This is a genomic window from Kitasatospora sp. NPDC058162, assembly GCF_042884005.1.
Lineage (GTDB): Bacteria > Actinomycetota > Actinomycetes > Streptomycetales > Streptomycetaceae > Kitasatospora.
In genome coordinates this window covers 21,884-47,481 of sequence record NZ_JBHVUS010000042.1, presented here as the reverse complement: position 1 = coordinate 47,481, position 25,598 = coordinate 21,884, and the positions used below count along the sequence as shown (strand labels likewise).

Genomic DNA, 25,598 nt, shown 5'->3' with positions numbered 1-25,598 from the left:
GTCCTAGCTCAGCAAGGGGATCTCGATGGCCGGGCACTTGTCCATCACCATCGAGACCCCGGCCGCCCGGGTCCGCCCGTACGCGGCCTCGTCCACCACGCCCAGCTGGAACCACACCGCCTTCGCCCCGACCGCCACCGCCTGGTCCGCCACCTCCCCGGCCAGCGCCCTGTTCACGAACACGTCCACCACGTCGACCTGGAACGGGATCTCGGCGAGCGAGGCGTACCCGGGCTCGCCGAGGACGGTCTCGGCCTTGGGGTGCACCGGCACGATCCGCTTGCCGTAGCGCTGCAGGACCCGGGCCACGCCGTACGCGGCCCGGGCGGTGTTGTTGGACAGGCCGACCACCGCCCAGGTGTCGCCGCTGCCGGTGAGGATCCCGCGGACCGTCGCTTCGTCGCCGTAGTTCGTCATGCCGGTGCCAACGACGGTCGCGGGCGGGGGATTCCGGGGCGGCTCAGGTGCGGAAGGCGTCGAGCTGCTCCTGGGCGGTGCCGTCGGCGTCCGGGCGCGAAAACGCCCGCCCCGGGACGAGCCGGGGCGGGCGGTGCGGGCGATGGGGAGCCGGATGTCAGCTCGGGCGGCCCAGGGCGCGGTAGGTCCAGCCGGCGGCGCGCCAGGCCTCGGCGTCGAGGACGTTGCGGCCGTCGAGCAGCCGGCGCTCGGCCACGACGGCGCCGAGCTCGGCCGGGTCGAGCTGCCGGAACTCGGCCCACTCGGTGAGGTGGAGGACGACGTGGGCGCCCTCGGCGGCCTCAAGGGCGGAGCCGGCGTAGGCCAGGGACGGGAACATCTTGCGGGCGTTGTCCACGGCCTTCGGGTCGTAGACGGTGACCTGGGCGCCCTGGAGCTGGATCTGGGCGGCCACGTTGAGGGCGGGGGAGTCCCGGATGTCGTCCGAGTCGGGCTTGAAGGCGGCGCCGAGGACGGCGACCCGGCGGCCCAGGAAGCCGCCGCCGCACTGCTCGCGGGCCAGCTCGACCATCCGGGAGCGGCGCCGCATGTTGATCGAGTCGACCTCGCGCAGGAAGGTCAGCGCCTGGTCGGCGCCGAGCTCGCCGGCCCGGGCCATGAACGCGCGGATGTCCTTGGGCAGGCAGCCGCCGCCGAAGCCGAGGCCGGAGTTGAGGAACTTGCGGCCGATCCGCTCGTCGTGCCCGAGCGCCGTGGAGAGCAGCGTGACGTCCGCGCCGGCCGCCTCGCAGACCTCGGCCATCGCGTTGATGAAGGAGATCTTGGTGGCCAGGAAGGAGTTGGCGGCGGCCTTCACCAGCTCGGCGGTCGCGTAGTCGGTGACCAGGAACGGCACCCCGGCCGCGATCGGCTCCGCGTACACCTCGCGCAGCAGCCGCTCGGCCCGCTCGCTGTGGGCGCCGACCACGATCCGGTCCGGCCGCAGGGTGTCCTGGACGGCGAAGCCCTCGCGCAGGAACTCGGGGTTCCAGGCGAGTTCGGCGTCCGCGCCGACCGGCGCCAGGGCGGCCAGCCGCTCGGCCAGCCGGGCCGCCGAGCCCACCGGGACGGTGGACTTGCCGACCACCAGGGCCGGCCGGGTCAGGTGCGGCGCCAGCTCGTCGATCGCGGTGTCCACGTACGACATGTCGGCGGCGAACTCGCCCTTGCGCTGCGGGGTGTTGACGCAGACGAAGTGGACGTCCGCGAACTCCGCGGCCTCCTTGGCGGAGGTGGTGAAGCGCAGCCGCCCGGTCGAGCCCTCGTGCCCGGCCACGTGCTTGAGCAGCAGGTCGGACAGGCCCGGCTCGTACATCGGGACCCGGCCCGCGGTGAGCGTGGCGATCTTCTCGGGATCGATGTCCAGACCCAGCACCTCGAAGCCGAACTCGGCCATCGCGGCGGCATGCGTGGCGCCGAGGTAGCCGGTGCCGATCACGGAGATGCGGAGGGTCACGGGTTCCCCTTGAGTTGCGGGTGCGGCCAGTAGAGGGTGCCCCTGATGCTATCCGCCCCGCCCGGGTGGGTACCGGTCGCCCGCTCGCCGAGGACGAGCCGAGGACGAGCCGAGGACGCTAGGCAGCCGCAGGTCGGAGCCCTAGGATCTCTACTGAACGGTAGTTAACCGCGATTCGACTCGGATCCGACGCCGATCGGACAACGGTCCGCGTCGACCACTGGACGACGAGGCAGGCATCATGGCGGGCAGCGCAGGGGCGGCTGACTTCGATCTCTTCCGCATCTCGGAGGAGCACGAGATGCTCCGTGAGGCGGTGCGTTCGCTGGCCGAGGCGAAGATCGCTCCGTTCGCGGCGGAGGTGGACGAGCAGGGTCGGTTCCCGCAGGAGGCGTTGGACGCGCTGACGGGCAACGATCTGCACGCGGTGCACGTGCCGGAGGAGTTCGGTGGTGCGGGGGCGGACGCGCTGGCGACGGTGATCGTGATCGAGGAGGTCGCGCGGGTGTGCGGCTCGTCGTCGTTGATCCCGGCGGTGAACAAGCTGGGGTCGCTGCCGGTGCAGCTGTCGGGTTCGGAGGAGTTGAAGGCGAAGTACCTGGGGGCGCTGGCGAGGGGCGAGGGGATGTTCTCGTACTGCCTGTCGGAGCCGGAGGCGGGTTCGGACGCGGCGGGGATGAAGACCCGGGCGGTGCGCGACGGTGACTTCTGGGTGCTGAACGGGGTGAAGCGCTGGATCACCAACGCGGGTGTCTCGGAGTTCTACACGGTGATGGCCGTGACCGACCCTTCGATGCGCTCGAAGGGGATCTCGGCGTTCGTGGTGGAGAAGGGCGACGAGGGGGTGTCGTTCGGGGCGCCGGAGAAGAAGCTGGGGATCAAGGGTTCGCCGACGCGTGAGGTGTACTTCGACAACGTGCGGATCCCGGCGGACCGGATGATCGGTGCGGAGGGTACGGGCTTCGCGACGGCGATGAAGACGCTGGACCACACCCGGGTGACGATCGCGGCGCAGGCGGTGGGCATCGCGCAGGGCGCGCTGGACTACGCGAAGGGCTACGTCCAGGAGCGCAAGCAGTTCGGGAAGGCGATCGCGGAGTTCCAGGGTGTGCAGTTCATGCTGGCGGACATGGCGATGAAGCTGGAGGCCGCGCGGCAGATGACGTACGTGGCGGCGGCGAAGTCGCAGCGCGGGGACGCGGACCTGACGTTCTTCGGTGCGGCGGCGAAGTGCTTCGCGTCGGACGTGGCGATGGAGGTGACCACGGACGCGGTGCAGCTGCTGGGTGGTTACGGGTACACGCGGGACTACCCGGTGGAGCGGATGATGCGGGACGCGAAGATCACCCAGATCTACGAGGGCACCAACCAGGTCCAGCGGATCGTGATGGCCCGCAACCTGCCGTAGTCGACCGGCGCTTCGCAACGGCCCCCGACCGCCTCCGCGCGGTCGGGGGCCGTTTGCCGTCCGGCCGCCTCTCCGGTCGCCCCTCCGGCTGTCCGTCCGGCTGTTCGTCCGGCGTCGAACTTTCCTGGACGAACGGGCTGCCGAATGTCATAAATGATCGTCAACTCGTTTGCCGAGCACGATCATTGCGGGAGTCCACGGATCATGAGCAGCACCCCCGAGCAGCACGCCGACGGCAAGGTCTGGCTGATCACCGGCGCCAACTCCGGCTTCGGCCAGGCCATCGCCGAGGCCGCGCTGGCGGCCGGCGACACCGTCGTCGCGGCCGCCCGCCGCCCCGAGACGCTGGCTGGCCTGGCCGCCGCCCACCCCGGTCGGCTGGTGCCGGTGCGACTGGACGTCACCGACCAGGAGGGGATCCCCGCCGTGGTCGCCGAGACCGTGCGACAGCACGGCCGGATCGACGTCCTGGTCAACAATGCCGGGCGCGGCGTGATCGGCGCCGTCGAGGAGACCACCGACGGCGAGCTGCGCGAGCTCATGGAGCTGCACTTCTTCGGCCCGGCCGCGCTCACCCGGGCCGTGCTGCCGCACATGCGCGCCCAGGGCAGCGGTGCCGTGGTGCAGATGAGCAGCATGGGCGGCCGCTTCTCCTTCCCCGGCGTCGGCGCCTACTCGGCCACCAAGTTCGCCCTGGAGGGGCTGTCCGAGGCGCTGGCCCAGGAGGTGGCCGGCTTCGGGATCAAGGTGCTGATCGTCGAGCCGGGGTCGTTCCGGACCGGCTTCGCGGGCGGTGGCGCGCTCGCCCAGTCCGCCCCGATCGAGGCCTACGAGCCGCTCGTCGGCCCGGTCCGCACCGGCCTGCCGGACTCCGACGGCAAGCAGCCGGGCGACCCGGTGAAGGCCGCCGAGGCGATCCTGGCCGCGCTGGCCGCCGAGCGGACCCCGCTGCGGCTGGCGCTCGGCACCGACGCCGTGGACGCGGTGCTGGGCAACCTGGACGGCGCCCGCCAGGAGGCCGAGGCCTGGGCGGCGGTCGGCCGCGGCACCGACTTCCCGGCCGGGGCCTGATCCCCGCCCCGGCCGCGCGCCCGCCGCGTGTCAGCCGCGCGCCGGGAAAACCGGGCGACGGCGGGCAGCCGGGTTTCCTAGGCTGCCTGCCATGTCCGACAAGATCATTCTCGCCCGGCTCACCCCCGACAACATCGACGCCGCCCTCGCCCTGCGGGTCCGCCCGGACCAGGAGGGCCTGGTCGCCCCGGTGGCGAAGTCGCTGGCCGAGGCGTACGTGTACGGGGACACGGCCTGGCCACGGCTGATCCTGGACGGCGGACGGCCGGTCGGCTTCGTGATGGCCTTCTTCGACATCCGCTTCGACCCCGAGCGGCCCGGCGACCGCCCCCGCTCCGGCCTGTGGCGCCTGCTGGTCGACGCCGGGGAGCAGGGCGGCGGCTACGGCCGGTTCGCGGTCGAGCAGGTCTGCGCGGAGATCCGCCGCCGCGGCGGAACCCGGGCGACGGTCACCTACCACCCGGGCCAGGACGGCCCGGCCGGGTTCTACGCCCGGCTGGGCTTCCGCCCGACCGGGGAGCTGAGCGGCGACCAGGAGGTGGCGGAGGTGGAGCTGTAGGGGGCCGTCCGCTCGTCCGTCCGCTCGTCCGTCCGCTCGTCCGGGGCGGCTCAGTCGAGCAGCGCGGCCGCCTGCTCCCTGGCCTGCCGCAGCCAGTCGGCGCGTTCGGCGGCGGGGGAGTCGGTGACGGTGCGGAAGACCGTCCGCCGGACGTCGGCGACGCCGACGTACGGCAGCACGCAGGCGGCCCAGATCCGCTCCAGCGGGTCGCCGAACTCCTCGCGCTCCCGGGGCTCGGGGGTGTCCGAGGTGTTCAGCACCAGGGCCCGCCCGGCGCGCAGCAGTCCGGCCGGCTCGCCGTCGGCGGTGCCGAGCTTGTACGCGACGCCGGGGACCAGCACCCGCTGCACCCAGCCGGTCAGGACGGCGGGTGGCATGCCCCACCAGTTGGGGTGGATCAGCACCAGGGCGTCCAGGGTGGCCACCTCGGCGCGGTGCGCGGCGAGTTGGGGGTCGGCGGTGGCCCCGGCGTCGGCGACCGTCCCGGTCTCCTCGGCGGTGAGCAGCGGTCCGAACCCGTCGGCGTACAGGTCGTGCGCCCGGACCTCGCAGCCGCGCCCGCGCAGCTCGTCCACCACGGCCTCGTACAGGGCGTGGTTGAAGCTGCCCGGCCGCGGATGTGCCAGGTAGACCCCGATCCGGTTCATGTCCCGTCCCCCTCAGGCTGGTTGGAGGCCGATGCTACTGGCCCGCCGCTCCCGGGTACGGGCCCGCGGGCCGCGCGGTCCACGCCCGGCACTGTGTGCACACGCACGCACCCTCGGTACGATGAACGGCATGGACCGCGCCGATCTCTCCTTGGGCCCCCTGTCGGAGCAGGACCACGCCTTCTACGGCCTGGTCTGGGCCGGCACCACCCTGGCCGCCCGGGTGGACCGGGAACTCGCCCGGGTGCACGGGCTGCCGCTGTCCTGGTTCGAGGTGATGCTCTGGCTGGCCGGCCAGGAGGAGCCGGTGGCCGCCTCCGACCTCGGCGCCAAGACCATGCTCAGCCGCAGCCAGGTCTCCCGGGTGGTGGACGCCCTGGCCGGGCGCGGGCTGGTGGCCCGTACGCCCTCGGCCTCGGACGCGCGCTCGGTGCGGATCGAGCTGACCGAGCAGGGCCGCGCCCTGTTCGCGGAGGCGGACGCCACCCGGCGGGCCGCCCTGGCCCCGGTGTTCACCGACCGGCTGGACGCGGCGGACATCGCCGCCCTGGAGACGGTCTGGCGCAAGCTCAAGGCCTGAGTCCGCCGCTCCGGCCGCTCCCGCCGGGGGCCGAGCCGCTACGCAGCGGCCGACTGCCCGGCGGCGCCGGCGATCACCTCGTCCAGCACCTCGCGCGAGCGCAGCAGATCGGAGATCATCCGGTCGATCCGCTCCCGCTCCGAGGTGAGCTCCTCGACCAGCATCGGGGTGGCGGTCTCGCTCGGGCCGCCGTCGGAGTCCCGCATGCAGGGGAGGATCTTGTAGATCGTGCGGCTGTTCAGCCCGGCGGCGAACAGCTCCTGGATGTGCACCACCCGGTCCACCGCCATCTCCGGGTACTCCCGGTGGCCGCCCTGGGTGCGCCGGGCGACCAGCAGGCCCTGCTGCTCGTAGTACCGCAGCGAGCGCTCGCTCACGCCCGTGCGCCGGGCCAGTTCACCGATCCGCATGCCGTCACCCCGCCGTTCCGACCGAAGGCTTGAACCTGACACCGATGTTAGCTTCTACCGTTCCGGCATGACGACGAACGCGGAACCCGGCAGCCTCTTCCAGCCCACCCGACTCGGCCCGCTGCACCTCCCCAACCGCCTGGTGATGGCGCCGATGACCCGCACCCGGGCCGGGGCCGACGGCGTTCCCGGCCCGCTCATGGCCACCTACTACGGGCAGCGCGCCAGTGCCGGGCTGATCATCGCCGAGGCCGCCACCCCGAACCGGGTCGGCCGGACGTACGCCGGGATCCCCGCCATCCACGCGCCCGAGCACGTCACCGGCTGGCGCGGCGTGACCGGGGCGGTGGACGCGGCCGGCGGCCGGATGTTCCTCCAGCTCCAGCACGGCGGCCGGATCGGCCACCCGGACAACAGCGGGCTGCACCCGGTGGCGCCCTCGCCGGTCGCCCTGCCGGAGCCGATCCACACCCCGGGCGGGCCCCGCGAGTCCGTCGTCCCGCGGGAGCTCACCGCGGAGGAGATCCGGCAGACCACGGCCGACTTCGCCGCCGCCGCCCGCAACGCCGTCGAGGCGGGCTTCGCCGGGGTCGAGGTGCACGGCGCCAACGGCTACCTGCTGCACCAGTTCCTCGCGCAGAACACCAACCGGCGCACCGACGCCTACGGCGGGCCGGTCGCGCACCGGATCCGCTTCGTCGTCGAGGTGGTCCGGGCGGTCGCCGCCGAGATCGGCCCCGAGCGGGTCGGCCTGCGGCTCTCGCCCGGCAGCACCCTCCAGGGCATCGCCGAGGGCGACACCGCCGAGATCTACCGCGCCCTGGTCGGCGAACTCGCCGGGGACGGCCTCGGCTACCTGCACGTGGTCTTCGCCGACCCGGCGGACGCCGTCTTCCAGGAGATCCGCAAGACCTGGCCCGGCACCCTGATCGCCAACCCGGTGCTCGGCTGGGGCGGCCCGCTGCCCGAGGACGGCGGCCGCGCCGCCGCCGAGGCGCTGCTCGCGGCCGGCGCCGACCTGATCTCCTTCGGGCGCGGCTTCCTCGCCAACCCCGACCTGGTCGAGCGCCTGCGGACCGGGGCAGCGCTCAACCCCGTCCGGGACGGGCTGATGTACGCCGACGGCCCCGAGGGATACACCGACTATCCGACCCTCGCCGGGCAACACGCCTAACACGCCGCCGTGACCTCGCGCCCTACGGGGGTGGCGCGCGACGTCCGGCCGGTCGTGCCATGATCCCTGCATGGGTTCCAACGTTTTCTTCGACATCACCATCAACGACGAGCCGGCCGGCCGCATCGTCTTCAAGCTGTACGACGACGTCGTGCCGAAGACCGCGCGCAACTTCCGCGAGCTGGCCACCGGCCAGAACGGCTTCGGCTACGAGGGCTCCGGCTTCCACCGCGTGATCCCCGCCTTCATGCTGCAGGGCGGTGACTTCACCAACCACAACGGCACCGGTGGCAAGAGCATCTACGGCGCGAAGTTCGAGGACGAGAACTTCACGCTCAAGCACACCCGCCCGGGTCTGCTGTCGATGGCCAACGCCGGCAAGAACACCAACGGCTCGCAGTTCTTCATCACTACCATCGTCACCGACTGGCTGGACGGCAAGCACGTCGTCTTCGGCGAGGTCGTCGAGGGCATGGACATCGTGAAGAAGATCGAGGGCCTCGGCTCGCAGAGCGGCCGCACCTCGGCCGTCATCAAGATCGCCAAGTCCGGCGAGGTCGAGTCCGTCTGACCGCAGCCCTCCTGGGCCCCTGACGCACGCCACCGCCCCGGAGCGGGGAGTCGGATCCGCCGACCTCCCGCTCCGGGGCGGTGGTGTCTCCCGGGCCGCGTCCTCGGTCGAAGGACCGATGCCGGACGCCCGCCGCCCGGGTGGAGAATGGGCGGGTGGATCATGAAAAGGCGTACGAGGGACTGACGCCGGCCGTGCGGGCGGCCTACCTGGAGCGGATCGGGGTGCCGGATCCCGGGGCACCGTCGGCGGCGGGTCTGGCGCGACTGCAGGAGGCCCATCTGCGGGCCGTCCCGTTCGAGAACCTGAGCGTCCACCTCGGCGAGCCGATCGTGCTGGACCCGGCGGCGCTGGTGGCGAAGGTCGTGGACCGGCGGCGCGGCGGCTTCTGCTACGAACTCAACGGCGCCTTCGCCGAGTTGCTGAGCTCGCTGGGATACCGGGTGAGCCTGCTGGCCGCCCGGGTCTTCGACGGGGAGCGGCCCGGGCCGCCGTTCGACCACCTGGCGCTGCGGGTCGACCTGGACGAACCCTGGCTGGTCGACGTGGGGTTCGGCCGCTTCACCCGGCTCCCGGTGCGCCTGGACGGGCGCGACGGGCAGTCCGACCCGCACGGCACGGCGCTGCTCCGGCCGCACGGCGAGCACGGCGACCTGGACGTCCTGCTGGACGGGGTGCCGCAGTACCGGATCGGCCGACGCCCGTACCCGCTGGCCGACTTCGTGCCGACCTGCTGGTGGCACGCCACCTCGCCGAAGTCCCCGTTCGCCCGGGGGGCCACCTGCTCGGTGCTCACCGCGGACGGCGGCCGCACCACCCTCAACGGCGGCACCCACCTGGTCCGCACCGCCCCCGACGGCACCCGCACCGAGGAGCAACTGACCGAGGCCGCCGCGCTGTCCGCGTACCGCGAGCACTTCGGCATCGCGCTCGACCGGCTGCCGGGGGCCGCCTCGGCCTGACGAAGACGGGGGCCTGTCCGTCGGACAGGCCCCCGTCAGGCAGACGTAGCGGCTACTTGAACTCCGGCACCGCGGAGTCGTTCTTGAAGGCCTCGAAGACCTGCTTGGACTTGGTGGCGTCCCACTGCACCGCCGACTCGCCGGTCTTGGTGTGGTAGTCGGCGTTGCCGATCGGGACGGTCATGGTCTTGCCGCCGCCGCCGTTGACGTCCTTCATGGCGAGGAAGAGCGAGCCCAGGTCGGTCAGCCCGCAGTCGTCGTCGACGATCAGGGTGCCGAGCGCCGAGTCGACCAGCGGGTAGAAGGTGAACGGGTTGAGCACGGTGCCCGGGGAGGCCGCCTGGTGGGCGAGGGCGCCGAGGAACTTCTGCTGGTTGCGCATCCGGCCGAGGTCCTGGTCGGCCATCTGGTGGCGCTGGCGGACGAAGGCCAGGGCCTGGACGCCGTTGAGGGTCTGGTCGCCGGCCTTGAGGTCGAGGCCGGAGTCCCGGTCCTTGATGTCCTGGTCGATGTGCATCTGGACGCCGCCGATGGAGTCGACGATGCCGGCGAACCCGGCGAAGCCGATCTCGGCGTAGTGGTCGATGTGGATGCCGGTGTTCAGCTCGACGGTCTGCACCAGGAGCCGGCCGTTGCCGTTGGCGAAGGCCGAGTTGATCTTCGAGGTGGTGGCCTTGACGGTCTTCCCTGCGCTGGTCTTGAACTCGGGGATCGGCACCCAGGAGTCGCGCGGGATGCTCATCAGCGTGTTCCCGTTGTCCCCGATGTGCAGGATCATCATCGAGTCGCTGCGCTTGCCCTCGACGTCGTGGCCGGTGTGCATGGTGTCCATCTGGGACTCGCTGAGGCCATCGCGGCTGTCGGAGCCGACGATCAGCCAGTTGGTGCCCTTGCCGGCGGCCGGGCGGCCCGGGTAGTCGGCCAGCACGTTCTCGTGGTTGAGCTTGGAGTCCGCCCAGAACCAGGTGGAGACGCCGGTCACCATGACGGCGATCAGCAGGCCGAAGACCGTCCACTTCACGATCCGCCGCCGCGGCCAGCGCCGGGCCTGCGCCCCGGTGGGCCGGGCACCGCCGGGGCCGCCCGGGCCGCCGGGCCGACCCGGTCCGCCAGGCCCGCCGGGACCACCGGGGCCCGGTCGGCCGGTACCGCCGGGGGCGGCCTGCGGCGGGACGCCGCCGAGACGGGACGGCTCCGGCTGCCGGGGGGCGGGCGCGCCGGCCCCGCGCGGGTTGAGGGAGGACGGCAGCGGCGGCTCGGACGCCGCACCGCCGCCGTTGCCTCCGTACGGGTTCCCGCCGCCGCTCGGGCGGCCCTCCTGCCACGTGTTCATGCCGTCGAGGATGCCCGACCCCGGTCGGGCTGACTCCCCCCGGGGGGCCTGCCAGGCCTCTTGTAGCAGTTTTGATGCACGCACCGGATCGTTCCGGCGTGAAACGCGCCGGTCACCTCCGTACCAGTTGCTGAAACGATTCTTGACCGCTTCGAACGCACCGTGTTTGCATTTCGGGCATGGATCAGAGTTGGGCACTCACGCGTCGGCGCCACGTCGACCTGCAGCGTGTGTCCGGTTCGCTCTGTCGCCGCTGAAGCGCGCCCGCCGAGACCGTCGATTCCCGTCGACCCTCCGTCGACCCTCCGTCGACCCCCGTCGCAGCAGCCGAGCAGGGCCGCTGCGGAGCGTCGCCCCCGCTTCCAGCCAGAGGTGAACCCATGGCCACCGTCCTGTCCGTTTCCGGCTCCCCGTCCGCCACCTCCCGCACCACCCGGCTGCTGCGCCACATCGACGCGCGCCTGGTCGACCGCGGCCACCAGGTCATCCCCTTCGAGGCCCGCAGCCTGCCCGCGCAGGCCCTGCTGTCCGGCGACTTCGACCACCCCGGGATCGTCGCCGCCACCGAGCTGTTCGCCCGCGCCGACGGTGTCGTCATCGGCACCCCCGTCTACAAGGCCGCCTACTCCGGCCTCCTCAAGGCCCTGCTCGACGTGCTCCCGCAGTACGCGCTGGCCGGCAAGGCCGTCCTGCCGCTGGCCACCGGCGGCTCGCCCGCGCACGTCCTCGCCGTGGACTACGCGCTGCGCCCGGTGCTCAGCTCGATGGGCGCGGGCCACATCACCCAGGGCTGGTTCGTGCTCGACCGCCACATCACCGTCGGGGAGGACGGCCGGACCCTCGTCGAGTGCGAGACCGACGCCCAGCTCGTCCCCGTGGTGGAGGGGTTCGCCGACGCCCTCGAACGGCTGGCCGCACCGGTGCTGACCGGCTGAGCCGCCGGCCGCCCCGCCCCGTACGGGGCGTCCCCGAGAAGGCCCGCGGCGCCCCCTAGGGGGAGGGGGTGCCGCACCCGTAGAACCTTGGTTGCAGCGCTTCATTCCGACGGAGGACGAGCCGAACGGCACCGGCTCCTAACGTGGTTCCTACATCCCCGCCCCACAGAGCGCGGCCCGATCCGGTCGGGTCCGCGACCCGGCCGTGCCGGGAGGGTGGGGGTCGACGGGTGGGCCACTTCTTAGGAGACTCCAGTGACGACGGCAGCAGCCGTGTACGACCCCCAGCTTCCCGGCGGTCCGTCCGCCGTCGCCGCCTCGGCCCGCCAGGTGACCAAGGCCTACGGTTCGGGCGAGACCAGGGTCACCGCGCTCGACGCGGTCGACGTGGACATCCAGCGCGGCCGCTTCACCGCGATCATGGGCCCCTCCGGCTCCGGCAAGTCCACCCTGATGCACTGCCTGGCCGGGCTGGACACGGTCACCAGCGGACAGATCCGGATCGGCGACACCGAGATCACCGGCCTGAAGGACAAGCAGCTGACCAGGCTGCGCCGGGACAAGATCGGCTTCATCTTCCAGGCGTTCAACCTGCTCCCGACCCTGAACGCGCTGGAGAACATCACGCTGCCGATGGACATCGCCGGCCGCAGGCCCGACCAGGCCTGGCTGGACCAGGTGGTGGAGACCGTCGGCCTGGCCGGCCGGCTCAAGCACCGCCCGACCCAGCTCTCCGGCGGCCAGCAGCAGCGCGTCGCGGTGGCCCGCGCGCTGGCCGCCCGCCCCGAGATCATCTTCGGCGACGAGCCCACCGGGAACCTGGACTCCCGGGCCGGCGCCGAGGTGCTGACCTTCCTGCGCCGCTCGGTGGACGAGCTGGGCCAGACCATGGTCATGGTCACCCACGACCCGGTCGCCGCCGGCTACGCGGACCGCGTGCTCTTCCTCGCCGACGGCGTGATCGTCGACGAGATGCACGCGCCGACCGCCGACTCCGTCCTCGAACGCATGCGCCGTTTCGACGGCAAGCGCACCAGCTGAGCGGCGGGACGACGAAACCATGCTGCTCAAGACCTCACTGCGGAGCTTCTTCGCCCACAAGGGCCGGATGGCGCTCTCGCTGATAGCCGTCGTGCTGTCGGTCGCCTTCGTCTCCGGCACCCTGGTGTTCTCCAACACCGCCACCAGCACCTTCTCCAAGCTGTTCGCCGCGACCGCCTCCGACCTCTCGGTCCAGCCGCCCAAGCCGGCCGACGACGAGGAGCCGCAGGCCGGCGACAAGCCCGCCACCGTCCCGGCCGCGCTCGCCCAGCAGGTCGCCGCGCTGCCCGGCGTGAAGACCGCCGTCGGCCAGGTCATGGTCGGCAACGCGATCCTGGTCAACCCGGCCACCGACAAGCTGGTCGGCCCGACCAGCGGCGCGCCGACCCTGGTCGGCAACTGGACCGACACCCCGCGCAACGCGGTGAAGATCACCTCCGGGCACGTCCCGCAGAACTCCGGCGAACTGGTGCTGGACGCGGACACCGCCAAGAAGGCCAAGCTCGGCGTCGGCGACCGGATCCGGGTCGACAACGCGGGCGGCCGGCACCCGTACACGATCGTCGGCATCGCCACCTTCACCACCACCAACCCCGGTGCGGCGCTGGCCTTCCTGGACACCGCGACCGCCCAGCAGGTGCTGCTCGGCAAGCAGGCCTACACCTCCGTCGAGGCCTTCGGCGACGGCAGCCGCGGCAACGACCAGCTCAAGGCCGACGCCCTCGCCCAGGTCGGCGGCGGCTACCAGTTCAAGACCGCGGCCGAGCAGAAGGACGAGAACACCAAGTCGATCGGCAGCGGCCTCGACTTCATGAAGTACGCGATGCTCGGCTTCGCCGGGATCTCGCTGATCGTCGGCGGCTTCCTGATCATCAACACCTTCTCGATGCTGGTCGCCCAGCGCACCCGCGAGATCGGCCTGCTGCGCGCCATCGGCGGCAGCCGGGCGCAGGTCAACGGCTCGGTGCTGGTCGAGGCGCTGATCCTGGGCGTGCTCGGCTCGACCCTCGGCGTGGCGGCCGGCCTGGGCGTCGCCGTCGGCCTGATCAAGCTGATGAACGCGATCGGCATGGACCTCAACGCGAGCGACCTGGTGATCGGGCCCGACGTCTTCACGGCCGGGTACGCGGTCGGCATCCTGATCACCGTCATCGCGGCCTGGATCCCGGCCCGCCGGGCCAGCCGGATCGCCCCGATGGCCGCCCTGCGCGACCACGGCACCCCGGCCGAGGCCCGCTCCAACCTCGTCCGGACGATCCTCGGCGTACTGCTCACCGGCGGCGGCGCGGGCCTGCTGGTGCTCGCCGGCACGGCGGACAAGGCGGGCACCGGCGGGCAGCTCCTGGGCCTGGGCCTGCTGCTCACCCTGATCGGCTTCGTGGTGCTCGGCCCGCTGCTGGCCACCGTCGTCATCAAGGTGCTCGGCGCCATGCTCCCGGCCCTGTTCGGGCCCTCCGGCAAGCTCGCCCAGCGCAACGCGATGCGCAACCCGCGCCGGACCGGCGCCACCGCCGCCGCCCTGATGATCGGGCTGGCGCTGGTGATCGGCTCCTCGGTGTTCAGCTCCTCGGCGGTCAGCTCGGCCAGCGCGCAGATCGACAAGTCGGTGGGCGTGGACTACATCATCGGCGGCGGCCGGACCGGGGTCACCCCGGAGATGATCGACGCGGTGAAGCGCACCCCGGGCATCGACCACGTCACCGTCCAGAAGGAGTTCAAGGCCGCGAAGATCCGACTGGCCGACGGGCAGAGCGCGAGGACGGGCCTGGCCGCGGTGCCGCCCGGCTTCTTCACCATCGACTTCCACCCCACGGTCAGCTCCGGCGCGGTGGACGCGGTCGCCCGCGGTGAACTCGGGATCGGCGAGAACTTCGCCAAGGACCACGGCCTCAAGGTCGGCGACCGGGTGACCGTCGACTACGGCGGCGGCCGCACCCAGACGCTGCCGGTCGGGGTGGTGTTCCAGAAGGGCGGACTGCTGGGCGACGGGACCTTCGTCGACCTGGACACCATGACCAAGGCCGTCCCGACCGACGCGCAGCCGGCCGTCGAGACCTTCTTCGCCAAGGCCTCCTCCGGCACCGACGTCGCCAAGACGCTCACCGCCCTGGAGGACGCGCTCCGGCAGTACCCGCAGCTGATGGTCAAGGACCAGGCGGGCTACAAGGAGCTGATGCAGTCCCAGATCAACACCCTGCTCTACCTGATCTACGGCCTGGTCGGCCTGTCGATCACCGTCGCGGTGCTCGGCGTGGTCAACACCCTGGCCCTGTCGGTGGTGGAGCGGACCCGCGAGATCGGCCTGCTGCGGGCGATCGGGATCTCCCGCCGCCAGCTGCGCCGGATGATCCGGCTGGAGTCCGTGGTGATCGCCCTGTTCGGCGCGGTGCTCGGCACCGGGCTGGGCCTGGCCTGGGGCGTCACCGCCCAGCGGGTGCTGCGGGACCAGGGCCTCGGGATGCTCTCCGTCCCGACCACCACGGTCGTGGTGACGCTGGTCTCCTCGGTGGTGATCGGTCTGGTCGCCGCCCTCGTCCCGGCCTTCCGGGCCGGACGGATGAACGTCCTCGCGGCCATCGCGACGGACTGACCCGGCGACGGGGGACGTCGGGTCGACCCACGGGGGAACGGGGGACGGCGGGGGCCGGGTGCGCACGAGCACCCGGCCCCCGCCGTACGCGAAGCCGCTGAGATGATCGTGCGATGTTCCCCTCGGACGCTCCGCCGCTGCCCAGCGCCGCGCCCCTCACCGCCGCGGCGGCCGCCAACTGGCGCGCCGCCCGCACGGCTTGGCGGCTGGACAGCCGCTGGCTCGCCCTCGCCCCGCTCGCCTTCCTGATCCTGGCCGCCGCCGTGGAGCCGGAGAACGCCGGCCGGTGCAACGACCAGGGCATCTGCCGGGAGCCCTGGGGCGAGACCCTGGCGATCTGGACGGTGCTGGCCGAGGCGGTCCTGCTGGCGGCGCGGATCCGCCCCCGGCTGCTGGTCCCGCCGGTCGCCCTGGCCCTGCTCTGGTACGTCCCGGACGGCCTGGTCACCCCGACCGCCCGCTGGTCGGCCGTCCTGCTGAACCTGCTGCTCACCGCCGTCCTGCTCCGGGCCGAGACCGGCCGCCGCAACGCCCGCCGGCAGCTGGACGAGCTGATGGCCCCGCCCGTCCCCTTCCCGTGGACGGCCGCCGGCGCGCCCTCGCCCGTCCGGAGCAACCCGCCGGTGGTGCGCCGCGTCCTCGGCGGGGTGCTACTCCTGGTAGCCCTGGTGCCCCCGCTGTACGGCCTCTGGGCCCAGGCCCGGCAGGACGCCGCCTTCGAGCAGGCCGCCCGGGTCACCGCCACGGCGGGCACCGCCGACCAGGACGGCGTGCTGACCGTCCGCTTCCAGCCGCCCGGCGGCGGCCCGGAGCGCACCGCCGCCCTGGACGTCCGGTGGGCCCGGCAGCCGCAGCCCGGCGAGCCCGTCCCGCTGCAGGTCGACGGCGACTCCGTGCGTGCCGTCGGCGACGGCTACGACCTCTCCGACCAGCTGACCCTCGGCGGCCTGCTCGCCCTGTTCGGCGTCCTGCTGCTCGCCTCGGCCGCCGCCGCCGAGGCCCGCCGCACCCGGCCCGCCTTCGAGGGCTCGGCGCCCGCGCTGGCCGTCCGGGTCCGGACCGACGTCCGGGGCGACCTGCTGGTGCTGCCGCTGGACGGCCCGCCGGACGGGCCCGCGCTCTGGCGGGTGGTCGAGCGCGACCGCTACCTGTGGTCCCCGGACGGCGGCCCGGACGGTGAGGGCCCCGGCTGGGTGCCCGACGAGACGGACGACGACGAGGAGGACTGCCCCGGCCCGGCCCAGCTGTACGACGGGCGGGACGAGGAGCAGGGGGAGCTCTACTACCGCGCCACCCCCGCCCGGGCCGCCGAGCGGATGGCCGGGCCCGGCGAACCCGTCCCCGCGGTGCTCTACCGGGGCCCGGACGGGCCCGACCGGCAGCTCCTGGTGCGCCCCGCCCTGCTGGACGGCGACCCGCAGTGGGGGGCCGCCGTGGTCGTGCCCGCCGCCAAGGCCCCGCGGCCGCACCGCAAGGCCACCCGCCTGCGTCGGGACGAGCTCGCCGTCGCCGCGCTCACCGCCGAGACGGTGGCCGCCGCCCCGGCCCCCGGCCCGGAGGCCCGGCGGCTGGCCGCCCGCCGCTGGGAGATCCCGCCGGCCCTGAGGGTGCTGCCCGCCCCGGCGATGGCGCTGCTGCTCGCAGCCGCCGTGGTGTACCTGAGCGGGGACGACTGGTGGGAGGGACTGGTGCGCCCGCTCTGGCTCGGCTCGTCGGCGATCCTCGGCAGCGCCCACGCGCTGTCCTGGCAGCTGGTCGCCGACCGGGACGGCCTGCGGGTGGCCACCGCGCTGCGCACCCGCAGCTACCGGTGGCAGCAGATCAGCGCGGCCGCCGTGCACCGCCACCGGCTGACCATCCGGCTGCGCGGCGGGGACGACCTCGCCATCGGCGGTCGGGCGCTGTCCTGGCTGGCCCGCCGGCTCGACGAGCGGTACGACCCGGCGGAGCTGGCCCGCGCGGTCGCCACCGCCGCCCACCGCCCCGACCTGCGCCCGGACCGGGCGCTGCCGGACCGGCTGGGCAGCCCCCAGCACCTGGTGAACACCCTGTCGCTGGCCGGCTTCGTGTTGTTCACCGTCGTTCACCACATGCTCTGAACCCGCCGTGAATCCATGCCGAACCTGCACGGTTCCCCCGCCGATTCGGGCCCGGGGGAACAGGGCGGTACGGTGAGCGTGATCACGGCGCCGGTGCCGCCCTCCGGGGAGCCGGGAGCCGCCGGACCGGGACAAGACGGATATGCGTCGACACCGGTACGGTTGGCCCCGATGAACACCAAGGCTGCTGAGGAGCTGCCGGCTGTTTCCGTGATCATGCCGGTGCTCAACGAGGAACGACACCTGCGCACGGCGGTCCGGCGCATCCTGGACCAGGACTACCCCGGACCGATGGAAGTGGTGCTCGCCCTCGGCCCCTCCACCGACCGCACCGCCGAGATCGCGGCCGAGCTGGTGGCCGAGGATCCGCGGGTGCGCACGGTGGACAACCCCACCGGCCGCACCCCCGCGGGGCTGAACGCCGCGATCCGGGCCTCGCAGTACCCGATAGTCGTACGGGTGGACGGCCACGGGCTGCTCACGCCCGGCTACATCGCCACCGCGGTCCGGCTGCTCGGCGAGATGGACGCCGCCAACGTCGGCGGCATCATGCACGCCGAGGGCGAGACCGAGTGGGAGCACGCGGTCGCGGCCGCGATGACCTCCAAGATCGGCGTCGGCAACGCGGCCTTCCACACCGGCGGCCTGGCCGGCCCGGCGGACACCGTGTACCTCGGGGTGTTCCGGCGCGAGGTGCTGGAGCGGCTCGGCGGCTACAACGAGGAGTTCATCCGCGCCCAGGACTGGGAGCTGAACTACCGGATCCGCCAGGACGGCGGGCTGGTCTGGTTCACCCCGCAGCTGAAGGTGACGTACCGGCCGCGGCCCTCCGTCCGGGCGCTGGCCAAGCAGTACAAGGACTACGGCCGCTGGCGCCGGGTGGTCACCCGCTACCACCGCGGCTCGGTCAACCTGCGCTACCTGGCCCCGCCGAGCGCGCTGCTCGCGGTGGTCCTCGGCCTGGTGCTGGGCACCGCCGTCCACCCGGCCTTCCTCGCGGTGCCCGGCGTCTACCTGCTGGGCATCCTCGGCGGCGCGGTGGTCGAGGGCCGCGGCCTGTCCTTCCGGGCCCGGGCGCTGCTGCCGGTGGCGCTCGCGACCATGCACCTCAGCTGGGGATTCGGCTTCATCACCTCGCCGCGCTCGCTGGCCCGCCGGGTGATAAGGAGCGTCGGCCCGTCCTCGAAGGACGTGCTCTCCCAGACCGGTTGACGCCCGGACCGGCTACCGTCGGTCCGCATGGGGACAGTTGAGGACGGTGCCGCCGCCGCCCGGATCGAGCCGGGCGCGGACGTCGACGAACGGGCCGCGATCGGCGCCGGGACGAGGGTCTGGCACCTCGCCCAGGTCCGCGAGGACGCGGTGGTCGGCACGGACTGCGTGATCGGCCGCGGCGCGTACATCGGGCCGGGCGTGCGGATCGGGGACCGGGTCAAGGTCCAGAACCACGCGCTGGTGTACGAGCCGGCGGTGGTCGAGGACGGGGTGTTCATCGGCCCGGCCGCCGTGCTGACCAATGACCGCTACCCGCGCGCGGTCACCCCCGACGGTCGGCTCAAGGGTCAACTCGACTGGCACGCCGAACCGGTGACGCTTCGTCAGGGCTGCTCGATCGGCGGCCGCGCGGTGCTGGTCGCCGGGGTCACGGTCGGCCGTTGGGCGCTGGTCGCGGCCGGCGCCGTGGTGCACCGGGACGTCCCGGACTTCGCCCTGGTGGCCGGAGTGCCGGCCCGCCGGATCGGCTGGGTCGGCCGGGCCGGCGAGCCGCTCGACCCGGCCGGCCCGGACCTCTGGAGCTGCCCCCGGACCGGCGAGCACTACCGCGAGACGGACGGAACCCTCAACCGGATGTAGTCACTTGGCGCACACGTCGACGTCGTCCGCCTGCACCCGCTGGAGGTCCTTCGGCGCCTCGGTGGCCTGCTGTGCGGGGGCCGCGAGGGCGTCCTTGCCGAGCACCAGCAGCAGCGGGTCCTTCGGGCCCGCCTTCGGGTTGGGCGTCACGGCGTCGGCGGGCAGTCCGAGGGCCGCGGCCAGCGCGGCCGCCTCGGCCTCCTGGCCGGCCGGGTGGGACACCGTGGTCGTCCCGGCGGGCGGCGCGTCGGATCCGACCGCGGCCCTGGCGAAGCCCTTGGCCTTGAGCTTCTCCACCGTCGGCCCGGACTGTCCGCGGGTCCCGCTGCCGTTGCGCACCGTCACCTGGACGTCCTTGACGTCCACCGCCGGGGTGGTCGCGCTCGGCGCCGCCGAGGGAGCCGCCGGCGGGGTGGCCGTATCGGTCAGCGAGCGGTCGCCCGCGATCATCGAGAACACCTGCCCGGCGTCCGGCTGGTGCAGGATCAGCCGGTCCTTGTTCGCGGGGTCCTCCAGCACCGGCACGGTGGTGAAGGTGATGTTCTTGGTGTCCACCTTGCTGATGTCCTGCGTCAGGTCCTTCAGCTTGTCGACGCTGCCGATGCCGGAGTCCACGGTGAGCGCCTTGGTGGCGGCGTCCGCGAGCTGGTAGAGCTTGCTCGGGCTGGTCAGGGTGTCATCGCTCTTGATCTTGCGGATCATCGAGCTGATGAACTGCTGCTGGAGCGGGATCCGGGTGAGGTCGCCGCCGAAGCCGACCGCGTGCCGGGTGCGGACGAAGGCCAGCGCGTCCTCGCCCTGGACCACGTGACGGCCCTTGGACATCTTCAGGTGCGAGTCCTTGTCGTCGATGTCCTTGGCGGCGCAGACCTCGACCCCGCCGACGGCCGTGGAGAGCGTCTTCACCGCCTCGAAGTCGACCTGCACGAAGTGGTCGACCCGGATGCCGGTCACCTTCTCCACGGTCTTCCAGGTGCAGCCCGCGTCGCGTCCGTCCTGGCCGAGGCTGTTGTTGAACATGTCCCGCGCCGAGCCGGGTATCTTCCTGCCCTTGTCGCTCTGGCACTCGGGTATCGGCACCATCAGGTCTCGCGGGATGCTGACCACGGTCGCGTTGGAGCGGTCCTTGGCGACGTGGAACAGCAGGGTGGTGTCGGCGTGCCCGGTGCTGCCCGCGTCGCCGTACTCGCGCCCGAGGCCCTGCCGGCTGTCCGTGCCGATCACCAGGATGTTCAGGGCGTCCCCGGCGGCCTTGGGCCGCTCCTCCTCGTTGCCCAGCTGGACCTTGACGGAAGTCAGGTTGCTGTTGAAGTGCTGGTACAGGTAGTACGCCCCGCCGCAGCCCGCGACCATCACCAGGGCGCCCGTCCCCGCCGTCCACTTGAGCGCCCGGCGGCGGCGCTGCCGCTTGGCGGCCGCGGCCCGACGCTTGGCCTCCCGCCGGCTCCCCCCGCTGAACCGACCGGTGTTCGTTTCGTCCTGCTGCACGGGGTTCCCCTACGTCCGGCCGGTCACGGAGGCCGACCCGTCGGGCGACAGGTCGATCCGGACACACTAGACGAGCCGAACGGGGGAATTGTTCCGAGTGTGATCCCGGTCATGTTTCGGCAATGCCAAGGCAAAGCCGTCAATGCTGCGCGCAGGCGTCCACATCGGCCGTGCGTCCCTCGAAGGTGGGCGAGGCGCTCGCCGAGGGTGACGCCGTCACCCCGTCGGAGCCCGGCCCCGCACCCGGCGGCCGGACGGCCAGCGGCCGGTCGGCCCGCAGCGCGTCGAACAGCTGGGTGGTCTGCGGCTGGACGAACTCGTCCCGGTCCGAGTCGTAGCGGTACGGGCGGCGCGGCGCGGTCAGGAACACCACGTCCGGGGAGGGGATGCCGCGCAGGTCCTGGGTGAGGTCGTACAGCGCGCCGAGCGAGGACAGGCCGCCGTCCGCCTTCACCGAGGAGGTGGCCGCGTCCAGCACCGGCCACAGCTTGGCCGGGTTCAGCAGCACTCCCTGCGACTGCACCTTGCGGATCAGCGAGGCCAGGAACTGCTGCTGACGGCCCATCCGTTGGGTGTCGCTGCCGTCGCCCAGGCTCTCCCGGGCCCGGACGTAGCCGAGCGCTTGCTCGCCGTGCAGCACCTGGCGCCCGGCCGGCAGGTCCAGCTTGGCGTCCTTGTCGTGGATCGCCTGCGGCACGCACACCTCGACCCCGCCGATCGCGTCCACCATCGTCTTGAAGCCGCTGAAGTCGAGGATCACGTAGTGGTCGATCCGGATGCCGCTCAGCTGCTCGACGGTGCGGATCGAGCAGGCCGGACCGCCCAGCTCGAACGCCCAGTTGAACTGCATCGTCCCCGGCTTGCTGCGGCTGCCGTCCGGCTTCTCGCAGGAGGGCACGGTGACCATGACGTCGCGCGGGATGGAGACCGCCGTCGCGCGCTTCCGGTCGGCGGCCAGGTGCAGCAGGATCGTGGTGTCCGAGCGCTGGGTGCCGGCCTCGCCGCCGTACGAGGAGTTCGCGCCGGAGCGGTCGTCACTGCCGATCAGCAGGATGTTCTCGGAGCCGTCGGCCCCCGCCGAACGGCTCGGGCGCTCGCCCTCCAGTTTGGCCAGCAGCCGGTCGGTGGCCGAGTCCGTCCTGATGTTGCCGTCCAGTTTGCGGTACGCGATCCAGAGCAGCGCGCCGGTGGCGACCAGCAGGAACGCGACGACGCCGGCGGTGATCATCAGCCACCGCCGGCGCCTGCGCGGGCGTCCCGGTCCGCTCGGGGGAGCGTCGTCCGGGGGAGTCTGGTCGGTCGGGGGGTGCTCGGTGTCGTCCTCGGCCATGGCGGGGATCCCTACCCGCCGGGACCGTCCCGGGGTCAGCCGAGGCGCACAGTCACCCGTTCGGATTCGGTCCGCTTCTCCCACTGCCCGGCGTCCAGGCCGTCGGAGTTGCGGCACAGCACCACCGAGGCACCGGCCGCCAGCGGGGCCAGCAGGCCGGCCTCCAGGCCGGTCCAGTCGTCGAAGGAGAGGGTGGACAGCACCCGGTCCCCGGGCTTGAGGCCGAGCCGCGCGGCACCCTCCCGGGCCAGCGCGACGGTCTGCTCACCGGTCAGCTTCAGCGGCAGCCCGTCCACCGAGGTCTCCAGCGCCTGCCCGTCCGGGGCGACGGGGGAGTACGGCGCGAAGCGGTCGCCCTGACCGGGCACCTCGGCGGCGTAGTCGAGGAACCCGTCCGGACGGTGCGGGAAGCGGCCGCCGAGCGGCCGCAGGGCGAGCGCCACCCGCTCGCCCTCGCAGGCGTGGGCGGCCTCCAAGCCGTCCGGGCCGCTCACCACCAGCTCGGCGGCGGCCGGGTCGCCCGCCGGCACCGCCGTCACGCCGACCGACCAGCAGGCCAGCAGCCAGACGGCGCTCTGCCAGTGGGCGGGCAGCAGCAGCACGGCGCGGTCGTCCGGGCCGGCGTTCAGCTCGTCCTGGAGGAGGTTGGCGGTCTTGGCGACCCAGTTGTCGAAGGTCCGGGCGGACAGTTCGACCCGTTCGCCGGTGGCGTCGTCGTAGAAAGTGACCAGCGGGGCCGCGGGATCGACCGAAGGGGTGCCGCCGCGCAAGTAGGCGTGCAGCAGCTCGACGGGGGTGCGGGCATCGGCAGCGAATGGCGCAGTCATGGTGCGCCCCAGCCTACGGCCTTCGAGTGGCAGGCCGGGAGGGGCGGCCGAGCGGGCGCGGGGCTGCGTGGCGACCCGCCCGCTTTGCGGCGACGATCCCCCTTATGCACCTCTCCGCCAAGGCTGCGCGCCTTTCCAACCAGGCTGCGCGCCTCTCCACCAAGGCCGCGCGCCTCCCGCTGCTCGCCGGCTGCACCGCCGCCCTGCTGCTCCAGCCCGCACCCGCCGCCACCGCCGTGCCCCTTGCCACCGGCGGCGGCCGTACCGTCTCGCTCCGACTCCCCGACGGGCACGGCCTCGCGCCGCGCACCACCCCACCCTTCGAACTCCTCGGCCTCAGCTGGGACGGCTCCCCGACCGCCCTCGCCGGCGGGACCGCCCGGGTCCGCACCCGGGACGCGGCCACCGGCCGCTGGAGCGACTGGCACACCCTGGAGGCCGACACCGACGACGGCCCCGACCACACCCCGCACGGCGCCACCGCCCCGCTCTGGACCGGCCGCAGCGACGGCGTCGCCGTCGAGGTGCGGTCCGGACCGGCCGGACCCCCGCCCGGACTGCGGCTCGAACTCGTCGACCCCGGCTCCGCCGCACCCGCCACCGCCGCCACCCGCACGATGCCCGCCGCACCCGCCGAGGGCGACCACGGGGCGCCGCGCCCGGCGATCGTCACCCGGGCCGGCTGGGGCGCCGACGAGTCCCTGCGCGACCAGGGCTCCGAGTACACCGGCCCGGTCCGCGAGGTCTTCGTCCACCACACCGCGACCGCCACCGAGTACGCCTGCGCGGACGCCCCCCGGGTGATCAGGTCGATCTACCAGTACCACGTCAAGACCAGCGGCTGGCGGGACATCGGCTACAACTTCCTGGTCGACCGCTGCGGCACGATCTACGAGGGCCGGGCCGGCGGCGTCGACCAGCCCGTCCACGGCGCCCACACCCTCGGCTTCAACACCGACTCCACCGGCGTCGCCGCGATCGGCACCTACGTCGACGCCGCCCCGCCCCAACCCCTCCTCGACGGCCTCGCCGCGATCGCCGCCTGGAAACTCGGCCTCACCGACCGGCCCGCCGACGGCCGCACCAAGCTCACCTCCGCCTCCGACGCCAGCCGCTACCCCAAGGGCACGGTCGTCGACTTCGACGCCGTCTCCGGCCACCGCGACGCCTTCCGCACCGAATGCCCCGGCAGCGCCCTCCACGCCCGCCTCCCCGACCTGCGCGCGGCCGCCGCCAGACTCCAGATCTCCTAGGGCCGCGTATCCTTCATGCCCCCAGGCACCCCAGGAGGCGACAGCAGTGACCGGCGGCGAAGCGGTACGGCGCTGGCGGCCGGGCTTCCCGCTCGACCCGGTCCGCACCCTGCTCCCACTCCGCCGGGGCCCCGCCGACCCCTCCTACCGCACCACCGGCGACGGCGCCGTCTGGCGCGCCTCCCGCACCCCGGCCGGCCTCGGCACCCTGCGGGTGCTGCCGCACCCCGCCGCCGCCGAGGTCGAGGCCACCGCCTGGGGCCCGGGCGCCCAGTGGCTGCTCGACCGGCTGCCCACCCTGCTCGGCGCGGAGGACCACCCGGAGGCGCTCGTCCTTCCCCCCGGCCCGCTCCGGGACGCCCAGCGCCGCACCATCGGGGTGCGGCTCACCCGGACCGGCCTGGTCCTGGAGTCCCTCGTCCCCGCGATCCTGGAACAGAAGGTCACCACCGACGAGGCCTACCGCGCCTGGCGCACCCTGCTACGCGACTTCGGCACCCCGGCCCCCGGCCCCGCCGAGGGCATGCGGGTGGCCCCGTCGGCCCGCGAGTGGGCGATGATCCCGAGCTGGGAGTGGCACCGGGCGGGCGTCGACCCCAAACGCTCCGCCACCATCCAGCGCGCGGTCCGGCTGGCCCCCCGCCTGGAAGAGGCCTCCGCCATGGCCCACGAGGAGTCCTTCGCCCGCCTGACCGCCGTCCCGGGCATCGGCCCCTGGACCGCCGCCGAAACCCTCCAACGCAGCAACGGCGACCCGGACGCCGTCTCGGTCGGCGACTTCCACCTCCCCAACCTGGTCGGCTGGGCCCTGGCCGGCCGCCCCCGCAGCGACGACGCCCAGATGCTCGCCCTCCTGGAGCCCTACCGCCCCCACCGCCACCGCCTCTGCCGCCTCCTGACGGCCACCACCCCCCACGCCCCCCGCTACGGCCCCCGACTCACCCCCAACGACCACCGAACCCGCTGACCCGAAGCCCACCCCGGTGTACGCAGTGATGTGTACGCTGGAGTCATGGCTGACGCAATGAACATCCGTGAAGCCCGTGCCCACCTCGCTGAGGTGGTCAGCCGGGCGGAGGCCGGCGAGATCACCGTGATCACGCGCAAGGGTGAGCGCGTCGGGGCGTTCGTGCCGATCGAGATCCTCGACGCCATAGAGGAGGCAGAGGACGAGCTCCTCGCGCGGGAGGCCCGGAAGCACCTGGACGAACCGACCGTCACCATGGCCGAGCTGATGGCGGACCTGTTCGGACCGCCCGCGGACTCCGCGGGGAGTGCTGCGTGAAGTACGCCTTCGGATTCACCTCGCACGCCCGACGTCAGCTGCGCGCGATCGGCCAGCTCGAGGCGATGCGGATCCTCACGGCACTCACCGCGCTGGGGGACGACCCGTTCGCGGACGGACCGGACGTCAAGAAGCTGACTGGTAACGACGGCCTCTACCGGCTCCGGGTCGGCGACTTCCGGGTGGTCTACCAGGTCCGCGGTGATGTTCTGCTGATCCTCGTCGTCCACGTCGGCAACCGCCGCGACGTCTACCGCGGCCTCTGACTC

26 protein-coding genes are annotated in these 25,598 nt (G+C 73.2%); 18 read left to right on the top strand and 8 right to left on the bottom strand.

Going from position 1 to position 25,598, the window contains the following annotated elements; genetic code table 11:
• Window positions 1-3 precede the first annotated feature (3 nt).
• Both ACFVXG_RS40270 and ACFVXG_RS40265 read right to left on the bottom strand, forming a co-directional pair.
• Window positions 4-417: a CoA-binding protein gene (locus ACFVXG_RS40270; RefSeq protein WP_387935243.1), complete on the bottom strand. Its 414-nt coding sequence runs from the start codon at window positions 415-417 to the stop codon at window positions 4-6.
• A 157-nt stretch (window positions 418-574) separates the two neighbouring features.
• Window positions 575-1,912, bottom strand: a complete 1,338-nt coding sequence (locus tag ACFVXG_RS40265; protein ID WP_387935242.1) for a UDP-glucose dehydrogenase family protein — start codon at window positions 1,910-1,912, stop codon at window positions 575-577.
• A gap of 241 nt (window positions 1,913-2,153) precedes the next feature.
• Here ACFVXG_RS40265 and ACFVXG_RS40260 point away from each other — a divergent pair, with 241 nt between their 5' ends.
• From ACFVXG_RS40260 to ACFVXG_RS40250, 3 genes are all read left to right on the top strand, one after another.
• Window positions 2,154-3,320 (top strand): acyl-CoA dehydrogenase family protein, encoded by a 1,167-nt coding sequence (locus ACFVXG_RS40260; RefSeq protein ID WP_387935240.1) that lies wholly within the window; start codon window positions 2,154-2,156, stop codon window positions 3,318-3,320.
• 204 nt (window positions 3,321-3,524) lie between these two features.
• The gene (locus ACFVXG_RS40255) at window positions 3,525-4,391 is read left to right on the top strand and encodes an oxidoreductase (RefSeq protein ID WP_387935238.1); all 867 of its coding nucleotides are present in this window, start codon (window positions 3,525-3,527) and stop codon (window positions 4,389-4,391) included.
• A 91-nt stretch (window positions 4,392-4,482) separates the two neighbouring features.
• Window positions 4,483-4,950, top strand: coding sequence for a GNAT family N-acetyltransferase (locus tag ACFVXG_RS40250; protein WP_387935237.1), 468 nt, complete (start codon window positions 4,483-4,485; stop codon window positions 4,948-4,950).
• 50 nt (window positions 4,951-5,000) lie between these two features.
• Here ACFVXG_RS40250 and ACFVXG_RS40245 read toward each other — a convergent pair whose 3' ends face one another.
• Window positions 5,001-5,597, bottom strand: a complete 597-nt coding sequence (locus ACFVXG_RS40245) for an NAD(P)H-dependent oxidoreductase (RefSeq protein ID WP_387935235.1) — start codon at window positions 5,595-5,597, stop codon at window positions 5,001-5,003.
• A gap of 130 nt (window positions 5,598-5,727) precedes the next feature.
• On the opposite strand from ACFVXG_RS40245, the gene ACFVXG_RS40240 reads away from it, so the two are divergent.
• Window positions 5,728-6,177 carry a MarR family winged helix-turn-helix transcriptional regulator gene (locus tag ACFVXG_RS40240; RefSeq protein ID WP_387935233.1) on the top strand — a complete coding sequence of 150 codons (450 nt, stop codon included), beginning with the start codon at window positions 5,728-5,730 and terminating at the stop codon, window positions 6,175-6,177.
• A 38-nt stretch (window positions 6,178-6,215) separates the two neighbouring features.
• On the opposite strand, the gene ACFVXG_RS40235 is transcribed toward ACFVXG_RS40240, so the two are convergent.
• On the bottom strand, window positions 6,216-6,587 hold the full coding sequence (locus ACFVXG_RS40235) for a MerR family transcriptional regulator (RefSeq protein WP_387935231.1): 372 nt from the start codon (window positions 6,585-6,587) through the stop codon (window positions 6,216-6,218).
• Window positions 6,588-6,654: 67 nt separating this feature from the next.
• On the opposite strand from ACFVXG_RS40235, the gene ACFVXG_RS40230 reads away from it, so the two are divergent.
• The 3 genes from ACFVXG_RS40230 (at window position 6,655) to ACFVXG_RS40220 (ending at window position 9,294) form a co-directional block, all read left to right on the top strand.
• Window positions 6,655-7,761, top strand: coding sequence for an alkene reductase (locus ACFVXG_RS40230; RefSeq protein WP_387935229.1), 1,107 nt, complete (start codon window positions 6,655-6,657; stop codon window positions 7,759-7,761).
• Window positions 7,762-7,831: 70 nt separating this feature from the next.
• Window positions 7,832-8,332 (top strand): peptidylprolyl isomerase, encoded by a 501-nt coding sequence (locus ACFVXG_RS40225; RefSeq protein WP_387935227.1) that lies wholly within the window; start codon window positions 7,832-7,834, stop codon window positions 8,330-8,332.
• 155 nt (window positions 8,333-8,487) lie between these two features.
• Window positions 8,488-9,294, top strand: coding sequence for an arylamine N-acetyltransferase (locus tag ACFVXG_RS40220; protein WP_387935225.1), 807 nt, complete (start codon window positions 8,488-8,490; stop codon window positions 9,292-9,294).
• A 52-nt stretch (window positions 9,295-9,346) separates the two neighbouring features.
• Here the strand turns inward: ACFVXG_RS40220 and ACFVXG_RS40215 are convergent, their stop codons facing one another.
• Window positions 9,347-10,627: an LCP family protein gene (locus ACFVXG_RS40215; protein WP_387935223.1), complete on the bottom strand. Its 1,281-nt coding sequence runs from the start codon at window positions 10,625-10,627 to the stop codon at window positions 9,347-9,349.
• A gap of 179 nt (window positions 10,628-10,806) precedes the next feature.
• Here ACFVXG_RS40215 and ACFVXG_RS40210 point away from each other — a divergent pair, with 179 nt between their 5' ends.
• The 7 genes from ACFVXG_RS40210 (at window position 10,807) to ACFVXG_RS40180 (ending at window position 19,146) form a co-directional block, all read left to right on the top strand.
• Window positions 10,807-10,884 (top strand): putative leader peptide, encoded by a 78-nt coding sequence (locus ACFVXG_RS40210; protein ID WP_350509645.1) that lies wholly within the window; start codon window positions 10,807-10,809, stop codon window positions 10,882-10,884.
• A 123-nt stretch (window positions 10,885-11,007) separates the two neighbouring features.
• On the top strand, window positions 11,008-11,562 hold the full coding sequence (gene ssuE / locus ACFVXG_RS40205; RefSeq protein WP_387935221.1) for an NADPH-dependent FMN reductase: 555 nt from the start codon (window positions 11,008-11,010) through the stop codon (window positions 11,560-11,562).
• A 255-nt stretch (window positions 11,563-11,817) separates the two neighbouring features.
• Complete coding sequence (locus tag ACFVXG_RS40200; RefSeq protein ID WP_350509632.1) at window positions 11,818-12,603, top strand: ABC transporter ATP-binding protein; 786 nt, start codon at window positions 11,818-11,820, stop codon at window positions 12,601-12,603.
• Between the two features lie 19 nt (window positions 12,604-12,622).
• On the top strand, window positions 12,623-15,193 hold the full coding sequence (locus tag ACFVXG_RS40195) for an ABC transporter permease (RefSeq protein ID WP_387935219.1): 2,571 nt from the start codon (window positions 12,623-12,625) through the stop codon (window positions 15,191-15,193).
• 113 nt (window positions 15,194-15,306) lie between these two features.
• Window positions 15,307-17,292, top strand: a complete 1,986-nt coding sequence (locus ACFVXG_RS40190) for a hypothetical protein (protein ID WP_387935217.1) — start codon at window positions 15,307-15,309, stop codon at window positions 17,290-17,292.
• Between the two features lie 171 nt (window positions 17,293-17,463).
• The gene (locus ACFVXG_RS40185) at window positions 17,464-18,504 is read left to right on the top strand and encodes a glycosyltransferase family 2 protein (protein ID WP_387935215.1); all 1,041 of its coding nucleotides are present in this window, start codon (window positions 17,464-17,466) and stop codon (window positions 18,502-18,504) included.
• A gap of 27 nt (window positions 18,505-18,531) precedes the next feature.
• Window positions 18,532-19,146 carry an acyltransferase gene (locus tag ACFVXG_RS40180; RefSeq protein WP_387935213.1) on the top strand — a complete coding sequence of 205 codons (615 nt, stop codon included), beginning with the start codon at window positions 18,532-18,534 and terminating at the stop codon, window positions 19,144-19,146.
• Here the strand turns inward: ACFVXG_RS40180 and ACFVXG_RS40175 are convergent, their stop codons facing one another.
• From ACFVXG_RS40175 to ACFVXG_RS40165, 3 genes are all read right to left on the bottom strand, one after another.
• Window positions 19,147-20,634: an LCP family protein gene (locus ACFVXG_RS40175; RefSeq protein WP_387935211.1), complete on the bottom strand. Its 1,488-nt coding sequence runs from the start codon at window positions 20,632-20,634 to the stop codon at window positions 19,147-19,149.
• A gap of 139 nt (window positions 20,635-20,773) precedes the next feature.
• Window positions 20,774-21,964 (bottom strand): LCP family protein, encoded by a 1,191-nt coding sequence (locus ACFVXG_RS40170; RefSeq protein WP_387935209.1) that lies wholly within the window; start codon window positions 21,962-21,964, stop codon window positions 20,774-20,776.
• 35 nt (window positions 21,965-21,999) lie between these two features.
• A complete protein-coding gene (locus ACFVXG_RS40165) occupies window positions 22,000-22,791 on the bottom strand; it encodes a TIGR03089 family protein (protein WP_387935207.1) in 792 nt (263 codons plus the stop codon).
• A gap of 104 nt (window positions 22,792-22,895) precedes the next feature.
• Here ACFVXG_RS40165 and ACFVXG_RS40160 point away from each other — a divergent pair, with 104 nt between their 5' ends.
• The 4 genes from ACFVXG_RS40160 to ACFVXG_RS40145 are packed head-to-tail and all read left to right on the top strand — an operon-like array spanning window position 22,896 to window position 25,595.
• Entirely contained in the window at window positions 22,896-24,044 is a 1,149-nt protein-coding gene (locus ACFVXG_RS40160) for a peptidoglycan recognition protein (protein WP_387935206.1), read from the top strand.
• 46 nt (window positions 24,045-24,090) lie between these two features.
• Complete coding sequence (locus ACFVXG_RS40155) at window positions 24,091-25,011, top strand: DNA-3-methyladenine glycosylase family protein (protein ID WP_387935204.1); 921 nt, start codon at window positions 24,091-24,093, stop codon at window positions 25,009-25,011.
• Between the two features lie 45 nt (window positions 25,012-25,056).
• Complete coding sequence (locus ACFVXG_RS40150; RefSeq protein ID WP_387935202.1) at window positions 25,057-25,329, top strand: type II toxin-antitoxin system Phd/YefM family antitoxin; 273 nt, start codon at window positions 25,057-25,059, stop codon at window positions 25,327-25,329.
• On the top strand, window positions 25,326-25,595 hold the full coding sequence (locus tag ACFVXG_RS40145; RefSeq protein ID WP_387935200.1) for a type II toxin-antitoxin system RelE/ParE family toxin: 270 nt from the start codon (window positions 25,326-25,328) through the stop codon (window positions 25,593-25,595). The genes ACFVXG_RS40150 and ACFVXG_RS40145 overlap by 4 nt, the downstream gene beginning before the upstream one ends.
• Window positions 25,596-25,598 lie beyond the last annotated feature (3 nt).